This is a genomic window from Sphingomonas sp. (assembly GCF_035758555.1).
Classification (GTDB): Bacteria; Pseudomonadota; Alphaproteobacteria; order Sphingomonadales; family Sphingomonadaceae; genus Sphingomonas_B.
Genome location: NZ_DASTXI010000180.1, coordinates 1 through 13,095 on the forward strand (window position 1 = coordinate 1; position 13,095 = coordinate 13,095).

Sequence of the window (13,095 nt, forward strand, 5' to 3'; positions counted from 1 at the left end):
AGGCGCGCTGGTATGCCGATGCAGGCGAGCGGCATTTCCCGTCGGGCGCGGTCGGCTATGCCTGGTCGGCGGCGCGGCCCGACAAATTGCGCGGGCCGCAGCATCATTTCGCCTGGGCCGACGAGATCGCCAAATGGCCGCGAGGCGAGGAGGCATGGGACAATCTGATGCTGGGGCTGCGGCTGGGCGAGCGGCCGCGCGCGGTCGTCACCACCACACCGAGGCCGAGCGCGCTGCTGCGGCGCATCCGGGCGATCGAAGGAGCGGTCGAGACCGGCGGGCGGACGGCCGACAACCCCCATCTTTCCGGTGCGTACCGGGATGCGGTGGAGCGGATGTTCGCCGGCACGCCGCTGGGCCGGCAGGAGCTGGACGGGGTGATGCTGGACGAAGCGCCGGGCGCGCTGTGGACGCGGGCGGGGATCGAGGCGCGGCGCGCGGGCGCGATCGCGCCGGGCGCGGCCGAGCGCGTCGTGATCGGGATCGACCCGCCGGCCTCTGCCAACGGCACATGCGGGATCGTCGCCTGCGGGATGCTGGGCGGGCGCGGCTATGTGCTGGGCGATCACAGCGTGGCCGGGGCGAGCCCGCATGGCTGGGCGCGGAAAGCGGCGGCTGCCGCAGCGGCATGGCGGGCGGACCGGATCGTCGCGGAAGCCAATAACGGCGGCGATATGGTCGCGGAGACGCTGCGCGCGGCGGCGCCGGCCGCGCCGGTGATGCTGGTCCATGCCAGCCGCGGCAAGGCGGCGCGCGCGGAGCCGATCGCGTGCCGGTTCGAAAATGGCGAGGCGTGGTTCGCGGGCGCGTTTCCCGAGCTGGAGGACGAGCTCTGTACGCTGTCGCCCGACGGCGAATGGCGGCGCAGCCCGGACCGCGCCGACGCGATGGTGTGGGCGATGACGGCGCTGTTCGCGCCGAGGGCGGAGCCGCGCCTGCTGGCGCTGTGATGCGGGCGGGCATTGCCGGGCGGGCGCCGCGGCCCTAACGGCGCGCCATGACCGTAGAGATCCTGCCCGTGACCGACCAGGCCGGGCGCCGCGCCTTTGTCGACTATGCCTTTGCCCATTATGCGGACGACCCGAACTGGGTGCCGCCGCTGAAAGGCGAGGCGGTGGGGATGATCACGCCGGGCAAGAACGCCTGGCTGACCCATGCCGAGCAGCAATTGTTCCTCGCCAAGCGGGGCGGCAAGGTGGTGGGCCGCATCTCCGCCCATATCGACCGGCTGGCGCTGGAGCAGCCCGCCGAGCAGGGGTTCGGGCCCGGCACCGGCTTCTGGGGCTATTTCGACGCCGAGGACGAAGCGACCGGCCAGGCGCTGATCGCGCGCGCCGAGGACTGGCTGCGCGGCAAGGGCATGACGCGGGCGCTGGGGCCGGTCAGCGCCTCGATCTGGGAAGAGCCGGGGCTGCTGATCCGGGGCCATGACCATCCGCCGACGGTGATGATGGGGCACCAGGACCCGCGCTACCAGGGCTGGATCGAGGGGCTGGGCTATACCAAGGCCAAGGACGTGTTCACCTACGACCTGGACGTGACCGGCGGCTTTCCTCCGCTCGTCCAGCGCATCGTCGCGGCGGGGGAGAAGAACGCCCGCATCCGCATCCGCCAGGTCGACAAGTCCAAATTCGACCGCGAGGCGGCGATCATCCTCGCGATCCTGAACGATGCCTGGTCCGACAATTGGGGGTTCGTGCCGCTGACCGACCCCGAGGTCGAGGAAGTCGGCAAGAAGCTCAAACCCATCGTGTTCGAGGACCTGATCTATATCGCCGAGCTGGAGGGCGAGCCGGTCGCGTTCATGATCACGCTGCCCGACCTGAACGAGCCGCTGAAACCGCTGAAGGGCTCGCTGCTGCCGTTCGGCTGGGCGAAGCTGCTGCTGTGGCTGCGCAAGCCCAATGCCAGGACGATGCGGGTGCCGCTGATGGGCGTGGTCAAGCGGCTGCAGGCGTCGCGGCTGGCCAGCCAGCTCGCCTTCATGATGATCGACTATTCGAGGCGCGCGGCCACCGCCCGCTACGGCGCGACGCGCGGCGAGATCGGCTGGATCCTGGAGGACAACCAGGGAATGGTCGCGATCGCCGACACGATCGAGAGCCGCGTCAACAAGCTGTATCGGATTTACGAGAAGCGGCTGTAGCTTGCCCCGGACTCGCTGCGATGCTAGCAGTTTGCCGCCGCGCACCTATGTAGGTGTCGGCGCGATTTGATCGGCCGCCTGACCGCCGATCCCGCAGGTTGATGTTGCAATGAGGCATTCTTTCCGCGTCCCGCATCGTCCGGCCGAAGCCGGCGGTCGCGCCTCGCGGACCTTTGGCCCGGGACACTCTCCCCGGCATGCCCTTGCGACAGAAGCGCTTTTTATCACGTCAACCGAAACGGCGGAGGGGCGGCCCGGGGCCGTGCCTTTGCCCCCTATCACAGATTGCGCAGCCGCACGGGCCCAAGGGAGCCGCGGCCGCGCCCGGAGAACAATAAATGACCACGCGCATGCTGATCGACGCGCGCCACCGGGAAGAGACCCGGGTGGCCGTCGTCAAGGGAAACCGCATCGAGGAGTTTGACTTCGAATCCGCAGAGCGGAAGCAGCTCAAGGGAAATATCTATCTCGCGAAGGTGACCAGGGTCGAACCGTCGCTGCAGGCGGCGTTCGTCGACTATGGCGGCAACCGCCACGGCTTCCTGGCCTTCAGCGAAATCCACCCCGATTACTACCAGATCCCGAAGGAAGACCGCGAGGCGCTGCTCCGCGAGGAAGCCGAGCACGCCGAAGAGGAGGAGCGGCTCCGCGCCCGCGAGGAAGCCGAAGAGGACCGCGCCGACGCCTCCGAGGCCGACGAGGACGCGGGCGAGGAAGGCGACGAAGCGCCGCGCGCCGAGCCGGTCGACGGCAACGGCGGCAGCGCGCACGACGATGCGGTCGAAAGCCTGCGCGAGCGCCGCATGCGCCTGCGCCGCCGCTACAAGATCCAGGACGTGATCCGCCGGCGCCAGGTGCTGCTGGTGCAGGTCGTCAAGGAGGAGCGCGGCAACAAGGGCGCGGCGCTGACCACCTATCTGTCGCTGGCCGGCCGCTATTGCGTGCTGATGCCGAACACGGCGCAGGGCGGCGGCATCAGCCGCAAGATCTCCAACGCCGCCGACCGCAAGCGGCTGAAGTCGATCATGGCCGAGCTGAAGCTGCCGCGCACGATGGGCTGCATCGTCCGCACCGCCGGCCTTTCGCGCACCAAGACCGAGATCAAGCGCGACTTCGACTATCTCGCGCGGCTGTGGGACACGATCCGCGAAACGACGCTGACCGCTTCGGCGCCCGCGCTGATCTATGGCGACAGCGATCTGATCAAGCGGGCGATCCGCGACATCTACAATCGCGACATCGACGAAGTGATCGTCGAGGGCGAGGAAGGCTATCGCGCCTCCCGGTCCTTCATGAAGCTGCTGATGCCCAGCCACGTGCGGCGCATCCAGGGCTATGCCGACCCGGTGCCGCTGTTCCAGCGCTTCGGCGTCGAGGACCAGCTGAGCCAGATGTACCAGCCGGTCGTACAGCTGAAATCGGGCGGCTACCTGGTCATCAATCCGACCGAGGCTTTGGTGTCGATCGACATCAACTCGGGCCGCTCCACCCGCGAGCACGGCATCGAGCAGACCGCGGTCGCCACCAACCTTGAAGCGGCTCAGGAAATCGCGCGCCAGCTCAGGCTGCGCGACATGGCGGGCCTGGTCGTCATCGACTTCATCGACATGGAGAACGGCTCCAACGTCCGGAAAGTCGAGAAGGCGATGAAGGCGGCCCTTTCGAACGACCGCGCGCGAATCCAGGTCGGCCGCATCTCCAGCTTCGGGCTGATGGAAATGAGCCGCCAGCGGCTGCGCACCGGCGTGCTGGAAGCGTCCACCCGCCCCTGCCCCCATTGCGAAGGCTCGGGCTTCGTCCGCACCGCTTCGTCCGCCGGCCTGTCGGCGCTACGGCTGCTGGAGGACGAGGCGGCGCGCGGGCGTGGCTCGCAGCTGCTGCTCCGCGCCAGCCAGGAAGCGGCCTTCTACGTGCTCAACCACAAGCGCGCCGAGCTGGCCGAGATCGAGGACCGCTACGGCGTCCGCATCGAGGTCGCGCATTCGGGCGAGATCGAGGGCGCGCGGATGGCGGTCGAGGCGAGCGGTCCGCCGCCGGCCCACGCGCCCCGCTTCGAACCGCCACAGATCGAATTCGACGAGGACGAGCCGATCGTCGAGGACGAAGAGGACGAGGTCGAGGAGCGCGAGGAGCGCGGCGGGCGCGAGGAACGCGCCGAGGGCGAAGGCGGCCGCAGGCGCCGGCGTCGTCGCCGGGGCAAGCGCGACCGGGAGGAAGGCGCCGAGCCGCAGGCGAGCGAACCGGAAGCCGAGGCGATCGAGGCCGAGGACACGGTCGAGGAGACCGGAACCGCCGAGGCTGCCGAGCAGCGCGAGGATGGCGAAGGACGCCGCCGCCGCGGTCGCCGCGGTCGCCGGGGCGGGCGCCGCCGGCGCGGCGGCGAGGAGCAGGCCGGGCACGAAGCGGAAGTGACCGCCGAGGAGCCGGCTGCGGAGGAAGCGCCGGCCGAAGCAGAACCGCCGGCCGAGCCCGAACCGGTCGCAGAGGAAGCCCCGAAACGCCGCCGCGCGCGCCGAAAGGCGGAGGAGCCGGCCGAGGCTGCGCCTGTTGCTGCCGAGGCACCGGCAGCCGAAGCCCCTGCCCCCGAACCGGAAGCCAAGCCCAAGCGGACGCGCCGGACCAAGGCTGCAGCGGCGGCCGAGGCGGCTCCCGCCGAGGCGGCTCCCGCCGAGGCGCCCGCGGTCGAGGCCGCACCGGCGCCGGAAGCCGAAGCCAAGCCGAAGCGCACCCGCCGCAAGAAGGCGGAAGCGGCAACCGAGGAGGCCGCTGCGCCGCAGCCGGCCGCGGTCGAGACAGCGCCCGAGCCGAGTCCGGCCGCGGCGGAACCGGCCGAAGCCGCGAACGACCAGCTGCCGCGCAAGGGTTGGTGGCAGCGAACGATCACCGGCAAATTCTGATCATCCCGTTCTCTTGGAGCCACGTCGAGATATCCAGCCGTCATCCCGTCCTTGAGCCGGGGTGACGGCGACCAATAAATCTTTAACCGGTCGGGAAGCGTATCTCGACTTCGCTCGATACGAACGGTGTGAATACGAACGGGTGGGTAGACCGCTGCGAATGGAGATGTAGAGTCACCCGAGGTTCAGCCAGCCGCGAGGATGGCACGCGTATGAGGTCCAGGCTCAAGCTTCCGCTCCGCGCCTTGCTGGCGCTGCTGGTCTCGTTCGCGGTGCTCGTCCGGCCGGTGGCGGCGCAATCGGTGCTGCGCGACGCGGAGACCGAGGCCTGGCTGCAGGACATTTCGCGGCCCATCGTGATCGCGGCGGGGCTCGATCCCAGGAACGTCCAGGTCGTGCTGCTCTATGACCAGAGCATCAACGCCTTCGTGGCCGGCGGCCAGATCGTCTATATCCATTCGGGCCTGCTGACCGCAGCCGACAATACCGACATGGTGCAGGGCGTGATCGCGCACGAAATCGGCCATATCACCGGCGGCCATATCGTGCGCATGGCCGAAGGCGCGAAGGCGGCGACGGGGGTGATGCTGCTGTCTCTGCTGATCGGCGCGGCAGCTATCGCGGCCGGCGCGGGCGAGGCCGGCGCGGGCCTGCTCGGGCTGGGACAGCGGGCGGCGCTTGGCAAGTTCCTGGCCTTCACGCGCGTGCAGGAAGCCAGCGCCGACGCCGCCGGCGCCTCGTTCCTCGACAAGGCCGGCATCAGCGGCAAGGGCATGATCGCCTTTTTCAAGAAGCTGCAGAACCAGTCGCTGCGCTATGGCTACAACCCCGAGGATTCCTACGACCAGACCCACCCGCTGGACCGCGAGCGCGTGACGACGCTGAGCGGGACGCTGCAGAAATCGGCCGCCTGGAATGCGAAGACCGATCCGGCGCTCGAGGTGCGCTTCGCCCGGATCAAGGCGAAGCTGCAAGGCTATGTCCTCGATCCGCAGCAAGTGATGAGGCAATATCCGGAGACGGACCAGTCGGTGCCGGCGCATTATGCCCGCGCCTATGCCTGGCACCGGTCCGCCTATCCCGACCAGGCGCTGAAGGAAGCGGACGCCCTGCTCGCCACCGCGCCGCACGACCCGTATTTCCTGGAGCTCAAAGGGCAGATCCTGCTGGAATCAGGCAAGCCGGACGAGGCGCTGCCGGAGCTGCGCGAGGCGACCCAGCTGACCCATTTCAACCCGCTGATCACGGCATTGTTCGGTCATGCGCTGATCGCGACCGAGGACCAGAAGAATTTCCCCGAAGCCGAAAAAGTGCTGAAATCGGCGATCGCGAAGGACAACCAGAACCCGTTCGCCTGGTACCAGCTGGGCATCATCTATGACCGCAAGGGCGACCAGGCGCGCGCCGCGCTGGCGACCGCCGAACGCTACAATCTCGAAGGGAATGCGCAGCTGGCCTATATGAACGCGAAAATGGCGATGGCGGGAATCCCGCGCGGATCGCCCGACTGGGTGCGCGCGCAGGACATCTTCATGGTCTCCGAACCCGAGCTCAAGAAGAAGAAGGATCGCGGGGACAGCGACCGATGACGCGCTGGCTTCCCTATGCCGGCGTGGCGCTGTTGTCGGGCGTCGTCGCGTCGCTGGGCACGGCGGCCGCGCTGCAGAGCCGCGGCGGCGACGGCGTGCGCGCCTATCTGCTGCAGAACCCCGAAGTGCTGCAGGAAGCGATGGACCGGCTGCGGCTGAAGCAGATGGCGGCGCAGATCGAGCCGCACCGCAAGGCGATCGAGACGCCCTATGCCGGCGCCTGGATCGGCGCGAAGGACGGCGACGTCACGCTGGTCCAGTTCTTCGACTATGCCTGCGGCTATTGCAAAGCGAGCCTGCCCGACGTGCAGCGGCTGGTGCGCGAGGACCCGAAGGTGAAGGTCGTGTTCCGCGAACTGCCGATCCTGAGCCCCGAAAGCGAGGTCGCGGCACGCGCCAGCCTCGCCGCCGCCGAACAGGGACGCTTCGCCGCCTTCCACGACGCGATGTACGCCGCCGGGCGGCCGAGCCCGGACACGATCGCCGCCGCCGCGCGCGAGGCGGGGCTGGATCGGGCGAAGCTTCAGGCGGCGATGAACATGCCGCGAGCCGAGCAGGAGCTGGGGCAGAATATCGAGCTCGCCCGCACGCTGGGCTTTACCGGCACGCCCAGCTGGGTGGTCGGCGACCAGGTGTTGAGCGGCGCGGTGGGGTATGAGGCGCTGAAAAGGGCAGTGGCGGAGGCGCGGGAGAACCGCACGTAGATTCCCCTCCCTGAAAGGGAGGGGTTAGGGGTGGGTAGCGAGCGATAGCGAGCACTGCTAACTTGGAGTCTTGATCGGCCTTCGGCCGAACACCCACCCCTGCCCCTCCCTTTCAGGGAGGGGAGTTAGCAGGCTTCAGCCCCTGCGCGATGACGTACCACTCCGAGCTTTCCTTGCGGCTCGCGGGGGGCTTGACGTGCTTGACCGTCGTGAAGTGCTTTTTCAGCAGTGCGACGAGGTCGTTGTCGGCGCCGCCGGCCAGCACCTTGGCGACGAAGCCGCCGCCGGGCCGCAGCGTCTCGATCGCGAACCAGGCGGCGCTTTCGACCAGCGCCATCGTGCGCAGGTGATCGGTCTGGGCATGGCCGACCGTGTTCGCGGCCATGTCCGACATCACCAGGTCGGCGGGGCCGCCCAATGCCTCGCGCAGCCGCTCGGGCGCGGCGTCGTCGGTGAAATCCATCTGGAACAGAGTGACGCCCTCGATCGGGTCGGTCGGCAGCAGGTCGATGCCGACGACCGTCGCGTCGCGGTGCCGCTTCTTTGCGACCTGCGCCCAGCCGCCGGGGGCGACGCCCAGATCGACGATCCGCTTCGCGCCTTTCAGGATGCCGAAGCGTTCGTCCAATTCGATCAGCTTGTACGCCGCGCGCGAGCGATAGCCCTCCGCCTTGGCCCGCTTCACATAGGGGTCGTTCAGCTGCCGCTCCAGCCAGCGCGTCGACGCCGCGGTGCGGCTGCGCGCGGTCTTGACCCGCTGGCGGCCGGACCCTCTCATTCGAAGCCGTCGCGCGCCATCAGCGTGCGCAAAATGCCTTCGCGGATGCCGCGGTCTGCGACGCCCAGCCGCTCGGCCGGGAAGATGTCGAGGATCGATTCGAGGATCGCGCAGCCGGCCACCACCAGGTCGGCGCGCTCCTGCCCGATGCAGGGCAGCTCGACGCGCTCCGCATGCGATTTCCGCGACAGCATCGCGCTGACGCCGCGCATCGATTCCGCCGGCACGATCAGGCCGTCGATGGCGCTGCGGTCATAGCTGGGGAGGCCGAGATGGACGCTGGCGAGCGTCGTCACCGTGCCGCTGGTGCCGAGCAGACGCAGATGCTCGCGGGCGCTTTGCGGCAGGCGGGCGGCGAAGGCGGCGAAGCTGTCCGACACGCGCGCGCGCATCCGGGCGTAGATGTCGAGGCGGCCCGCTGCCGTGGTGGCATCGCCCGGCTCGACCTCGGTCAGCGACACCACGCCCCAGGGTGCGCTGTACCAGTCGATGGTGCGTGGCAGGCGGCCCGACGTGTCGACCAGCACCAGCTCGGTCGAGCCGCCGCCGATATCGAAGATCAAAGCCGGGCCGTCCCCCTCCTCCAGCAGCACATGGCAGCCCATCACCGCGAGCCGCGCTTCCTCCTCGGCCGGGATGATGTCGATCATGATGCCGGTCTCGTTCCGCACGCGGGCGACGAACTCGGCGCCGTTGGCGGCGCGGCGGCACGCCTCGGTCGCGACCGAGCGGCAGATATGGACATGGCGGCGGCGGAGCTTTTCCGCGCAGATGCGGAGCGCCGAGACCGCGCGGTCCATCGCCGCGTCGCTGAGGCGGCCGGTCGCAGCCAGCCCTTCGCCCAGCCGGACGATCCGCGAGAATGCGTCGACGATGACGAAGCCGTTCGGCGCCGGGCGGGCGATCAGCAGCCGGCAATTGTTGGTGCCGAGGTCGAGCGCGCCATAGGTGCGGCGATGCAGTGCCGGGACCGGGGCATAGGGGGCCGTGCGCGCCCGGGCGAGGCCGGGCTGCAGCGGCAGGGGCGATACGTCCGCCATTCTGCCGTCACTCTATCATTCTCCGGACGGATGATACCGCCGGTACTTGGCGCCGCTTCTACATGCGCGGGGCGTGGACGGCAAGCGACTGTGGCGGATTTGCCACAGCCCGGCTTGTTGTCTGAGGTTCATGTTTCGTTGTCGGCGGTTCATCCGTTCAGGCGCATCTGGCGGCTCCCGATCCGGCATCCCCTTCAAGGCCGGGCGGGACAGACCAGAAAGTACGAGTGGAGTGAACAACATGAAGAAGATTCTGATCGCGGCCCTGTTCGGCGCTGCTGCGGCAACCCCGGCCCTGGCACAGGACACGGCCCCCTTCACCGGCTTCCGGGTGGAAGGCCTGGTCGGATACGATCATCTGAAAGGGAATGGCGGCGGGCGTGACGGCCTCGCCTATGGCGTCGGCGCCGGCTACGACTTCCAGCTCGGCGGTGCCGTGGCGGGCATCGAAGGCGAGTGGATGGATTCCAACACCGACGGCTGCGAAAGCAACTTCCTGACCACGACGGACTCGATCTGCGCGACCGCCAAGCGCGATCTGTATGTCGGCGGCCGGGTCGGCGCGGCGGTGACGCCGAGCACGCTGATCTATGCCAAGGCCGGCTACACCAATGCCCGGGTCGGCGTGAACTACACCGACACGGCGACGCCGGCGAACAACTTCTCGGCGCGCGACAACCTCGACGGCGTGCGCGTCGGCGCGGGCGTCGAGCAGAAGCTGGGCACCAACCTCTATGCCAAGGCCGAGTATCGCTACTCGAACTATGAGCAGGGGCTGTCGCGCCACCAGGTGGTGGCCGGGCTCGGCTTCCGCTTCTAAACGCAGCGGCGCTGTGGAAAACCGGGGTCGGGGCGCTTGCTCCGGCCCCTTTTTTTGTCCACTAAATCCGGTGACCCGAGGCGGATTCCCGCCTCACCCACACCGGATTTGACAGGGCCGGACGCGGCCCGGGGGGACCCATGAAGGCGACGATCGAACGGGCAACGCTGCTGCGAAGCCTGGCCCATGTGCAATCGGTGGTCGAGCGGCGGAACACGATCCCGATCCTGTCCAACGTGCTGGTCGAGGCGACCGCCGACGGCGGCATCCGCCTGATGGCGACCGACCTCGACCTGCAGATCGTCGAGACGATCGAGGCCGCGGTCGACCAGGCCGGCGCGACGACCGTTTCCGCGCACACGCTGTTCGACATCGTCAGGAAGCTCCCCGAAGGCGCGCAGGTCCAGCTCTCCGCTGCCGAGGGCAAGATGACGATCGTGGCCGGCCGCGCCCGCTTCAACCTGCAGACGCTGCCGCGCGACGACTTTCCGGTCATCGCCGAGGGCGAGCTGCCGACCAGGTTCGAGCTGCCGGCGGCGACGCTGCGCCAGATCATCGACAAGACGCGCTTCGCGATCTCGACCGAGGAAACGCGCTATTATCTGAACGGCATTTTCTTCCACGTCTCCGACGACGCGCAGCCGGTGCTGAAGGCCGCCGCGACCGACGGCCACCGCCTCGCCCGCGTGACCGTGCCACGCCCCGACGGCGCCGACGGCATGCCGGACGTGATCGTGCCCCGCAAATGCGTCGGCGAGCTCAGGAAGCTGCTGGAGGAAGTCGACGGCAGCGTCAGCGTCTCGCTGTCCGCGACCAAGGTGCGGTTCGACCTGGGCGCGGCGATCCTGACCTCGAAGCTGATCGACGGCACCTTCCCCGATTACAGCCGCGTGATCCCGACGGGGAACGACAAATTGCTGAAGCTCGACCCGAAGAGCTTCATGGAAGGCGTCGACCGCGTCTCGACGATCGCCAGCGAAAAGACGCGCGCGGTCAAGATGGCGCTGGACCGCGACAAGATCACGCTGTCGGTGACCAGCCCCGAAAACGGCACCGCGTCCGAGGAAGTGCCCGGCGACTATGCCGCGCAAGGGTTCGAGATCGGCTTCAACGCGCGCTACCTGATGGACATCCTCCACCAGATCGACGGCGACCTGGTCGAAGTCCACCTGGCCGACGCCGCCGCCCCGACGCTGATCCGCGAAAACGACGCCGCCCCCGCCCTCTACGTGCTGATGCCGATGCGGGTGTGAGCGACTGTCAGCCGATGGTTGACATATGTAAGCCACCAGCTTACATATGATCCGCTCATTTCGAAGCAAGGCGCTCAAGCTCTTTGCAGAAACCGGGAATGCATCGAAGTTGCCGGTCCAAAATCCGGCACGGATTCGGCGCATCCTGGCGGCTTTGGACGTTGCCGGCGATCCGGGTCAGATGAACCTGCCCGGTTGGCGCTTCCACGGTCTGCATGGGAACCCGAAGCGCTACGCGGTCGACGCGAGCGGAAACTTCCGGATCACGTTCGGATTCGAAGGACAGGACGTGGTTCAAGTCGATATCGAGGACTATCATTGATGTCGCTGCTCCAAGGCCTCGGGCCGACGCATCCCGGCGAAATCCTGCGTGAGGACGTGCTTCCCGCGATCGGGCAATCGAAGACAGCGATCGCGCGCGCGTTGGGCGTTTCGCGGCATACGCTTTACGAATTGCTGGGGGAACGGCAGCCGGTCACGCCCCAGATGGCGCACCGGCTGGGCAAGCTTTGCGGCAATGGACCCGAGTTCTGGCTGCGGATGCAGGCGAGCTATGATCTGGCTGTGACGGCCGCCGCGATGGCAGAAGAATTGGCGCGTATTCCAACATTGGAAGCCGCCTGACCGCTTCGCGAGGCGGCGCCCTAGCCCGGCGTTATCTCGAAGATGTCGCCGTCCAGGTCGACGATATAGAGGTTGTTTGCCGCATCGATGCCGAACGAGGCGATCGAGTCGATCGTGCCCTGGTCGGGCGTGAAGTCGTCGTTGCGGCGTTCGTAACTGGCGGCGGTCAGAAGCTGGCCCTGCACGAGCGAGGCGGCGGGGACGCTCCAGATGTTGCCGCTTTCGAAATCGGCGAAGACATAGCTGCCGACGAGCGACGCCACCGGGCCGCGATACACATAGCCGCCGATGATCGAGGCCCCTTCGCGCGGGCCCGAGCCATGGCTGTACTGGCTGACGGGATCGGTCAGGCCCGATGGCGGATTGCCCGAAAAGGTCTGCGTGCCTTCCTTGAACCGCCAGCCGAAATTGCGGCCGGGTTCACTGGGCAGCACAGTATCGATCTCCTCGATCTTGTTCTGGCCGACATCGCCGATCAGCAATCGTCCGTTGTCGAACGAGGCGCGGAACGGGTTCCTGAGGCCATAGGCGAACACATAGGGATCGCCGCCGCCGTTCAGGAACGGATTGCCGGGGGCGGGGCGGAAATATTGCGGCGACGCGCCGGCGAACGGGTCCGGATTGCGATCGAACCGCAGGATCTTGCCCAGCCGCGAGTGGGTATTCTGGGCGTTGTTGCCGGGATCGCCGCTTCCGCCGCCATCGCCGATCGCGACATAGACGAAGCCGTCCGGGCCATAACCGATCCAGCCGCCATTGTGGTTCGACGCGCCGGGGTGCGGGACCGTCAGGACGCTGTCATATGGCCCAAGCCCCGGCAGTTCCTGGATACCGATCGTGATGCGGCGGACGTCGACCGTTCCGTCGGCGTCGGTGACGACGACGAACGCCATGTTGGTGCGCGCATAATCGTCCGTGACCGTGAAGCCGAGCAGGCCGCGTTCGCCGTCCGTCGAGATGTTGGTGACGGTGTGCGCCAGCGTCTTCGCGCCGGTCGCCGGATCGAGCAGCCAGATCTTGCCGCCCTTTTCGATCACATAGACATGGCTGTCGCCCGGGATTGCGGCCACGAACACCGGCTGGCTGAAGCCGGTCGCGACGCGGCGCACCTGAATGCCTTCGCGGCTGTTGGTCACGGTCACCCCAAGGTCGAGCGTCGCCGCCTGACTGCCGTCGCTGGCGCGGAGCTGGACGCGATAGACATTGTCGCCATCGGCGTCGGCCGGCAGCTCGAAATTGGGCGG

12 protein-coding genes are annotated in these 13,095 nt (G+C 68.1%); 9 read left to right on the plus strand and 3 right to left on the minus strand.

What is annotated here, in order from left to right:
* The 5 genes from VFT73_RS10650 to VFT73_RS10670 all read left to right on the plus strand — a co-directional run.
* A partial coding sequence (locus tag VFT73_RS10650) for a terminase large subunit domain-containing protein (RefSeq protein WP_326410791.1) occupies positions 1-950 on the plus strand: 950 nt, incomplete at its 5' end.
* A gap of 47 nt (positions 951-997) precedes the next feature.
* A complete protein-coding gene (locus VFT73_RS10655; RefSeq protein WP_326410793.1) occupies positions 998-2,146 on the plus strand; it encodes an N-acetyltransferase in 1,149 nt (382 codons plus the stop codon).
* A 338-nt stretch (positions 2,147-2,484) separates the two neighbouring features.
* The gene (locus VFT73_RS10660; RefSeq protein WP_326410795.1) at positions 2,485-5,043 is read left to right on the plus strand and encodes a ribonuclease E/G; all 2,559 of its coding nucleotides are present in this window, start codon (positions 2,485-2,487) and stop codon (positions 5,041-5,043) included.
* A gap of 212 nt (positions 5,044-5,255) precedes the next feature.
* The gene (locus tag VFT73_RS10665; RefSeq protein ID WP_326410797.1) at positions 5,256-6,632 is read left to right on the plus strand and encodes a M48 family metalloprotease; all 1,377 of its coding nucleotides are present in this window, start codon (positions 5,256-5,258) and stop codon (positions 6,630-6,632) included.
* Positions 6,629-7,336, plus strand: coding sequence for a DsbA family protein (locus VFT73_RS10670; RefSeq protein WP_326410799.1), 708 nt, complete (start codon positions 6,629-6,631; stop codon positions 7,334-7,336). Before VFT73_RS10665 ends, VFT73_RS10670 begins: the two co-directional genes overlap by 4 nt.
* A 112-nt stretch (positions 7,337-7,448) precedes the next feature.
* Here VFT73_RS10670 and VFT73_RS10675 read toward each other — a convergent pair whose 3' ends face one another.
* Together VFT73_RS10675 and VFT73_RS10680 are read right to left on the minus strand one after the other, a co-directional pair.
* Positions 7,449-8,114 carry an RlmE family RNA methyltransferase gene (locus VFT73_RS10675; protein ID WP_326410801.1) on the minus strand — a complete coding sequence of 222 codons (666 nt, stop codon included), beginning with the start codon at positions 8,112-8,114 and terminating at the stop codon, positions 7,449-7,451.
* Positions 8,111-9,154, minus strand: a complete 1,044-nt coding sequence (locus VFT73_RS10680) for a Ppx/GppA phosphatase family protein (protein ID WP_326410803.1) — start codon at positions 9,152-9,154, stop codon at positions 8,111-8,113. Before VFT73_RS10680 ends, VFT73_RS10675 begins: the two co-directional genes overlap by 4 nt.
* Before the next feature lie 241 nt (positions 9,155-9,395).
* Between VFT73_RS10680 and VFT73_RS10685 the strand changes: the two genes are divergently transcribed.
* The 4 genes from VFT73_RS10685 to VFT73_RS10700 all read left to right on the plus strand — a co-directional run bounded on the left by VFT73_RS10685 (position 9,396) and on the right by VFT73_RS10700 (position 11,851).
* Positions 9,396-9,974 (plus strand): porin family protein, encoded by a 579-nt coding sequence (locus tag VFT73_RS10685; RefSeq protein WP_326410805.1) that lies wholly within the window; start codon positions 9,396-9,398, stop codon positions 9,972-9,974.
* A 140-nt stretch (positions 9,975-10,114) separates the two neighbouring features.
* Positions 10,115-11,227, plus strand: a complete 1,113-nt coding sequence (gene dnaN, locus VFT73_RS10690) for a DNA polymerase III subunit beta (RefSeq protein ID WP_326410807.1) — start codon at positions 10,115-10,117, stop codon at positions 11,225-11,227.
* A gap of 46 nt (positions 11,228-11,273) precedes the next feature.
* The gene (locus tag VFT73_RS10695; protein WP_326410810.1) at positions 11,274-11,549 is read left to right on the plus strand and encodes a type II toxin-antitoxin system RelE/ParE family toxin; all 276 of its coding nucleotides are present in this window, start codon (positions 11,274-11,276) and stop codon (positions 11,547-11,549) included.
* A complete protein-coding gene (locus VFT73_RS10700; protein WP_326410812.1) occupies positions 11,549-11,851 on the plus strand; it encodes a HigA family addiction module antitoxin in 303 nt (100 codons plus the stop codon). Before VFT73_RS10695 ends, VFT73_RS10700 begins: the two co-directional genes overlap by 1 nt.
* 20 nt (positions 11,852-11,871) lie before the next feature.
* Here VFT73_RS10700 and VFT73_RS10705 read toward each other — a convergent pair.
* The coding region (locus tag VFT73_RS10705; protein ID WP_326410814.1) for a PQQ-dependent sugar dehydrogenase at positions 11,872-13,095 on the minus strand (1,224 nt) is incomplete at its 5' end.

Coding starts and splice junctions, on each gene's coding strand:
- VFT73_RS10655 (WP_326410793.1), top strand. CDS start 998: ATGACCGTAGAGATCCTGCCCGTGACCGACCAGGCCGGGCGCCGCGCC.
- VFT73_RS10700 (WP_326410812.1), top strand. CDS start 11,549: ATGTCGCTGCTCCAAGGCCTCGGGCCGACGCATCCCGGCGAAATCCTG.
- VFT73_RS10665 (WP_326410797.1), top strand. CDS start 5,256: ATGAGGTCCAGGCTCAAGCTTCCGCTCCGCGCCTTGCTGGCGCTGCTG.
- VFT73_RS10680 (WP_326410803.1), bottom strand. CDS start 9,154: ATGGCGGACGTATCGCCCCTGCCGCTGCAGCCCGGCCTCGCCCGGGCG.
- VFT73_RS10685 (WP_326410805.1), top strand. CDS start 9,396: ATGAAGAAGATTCTGATCGCGGCCCTGTTCGGCGCTGCTGCGGCAACC.
- dnaN (WP_326410807.1), top strand. CDS start 10,115: ATGAAGGCGACGATCGAACGGGCAACGCTGCTGCGAAGCCTGGCCCAT.
- VFT73_RS10670 (WP_326410799.1), top strand. CDS start 6,629: ATGACGCGCTGGCTTCCCTATGCCGGCGTGGCGCTGTTGTCGGGCGTC.
- VFT73_RS10660 (WP_326410795.1), top strand. CDS start 2,485: ATGACCACGCGCATGCTGATCGACGCGCGCCACCGGGAAGAGACCCGG.
- VFT73_RS10675 (WP_326410801.1), bottom strand. CDS start 8,114: ATGAGAGGGTCCGGCCGCCAGCGGGTCAAGACCGCGCGCAGCCGCACC.
- VFT73_RS10695 (WP_326410810.1), top strand. CDS start 11,274: ATGATCCGCTCATTTCGAAGCAAGGCGCTCAAGCTCTTTGCAGAAACC.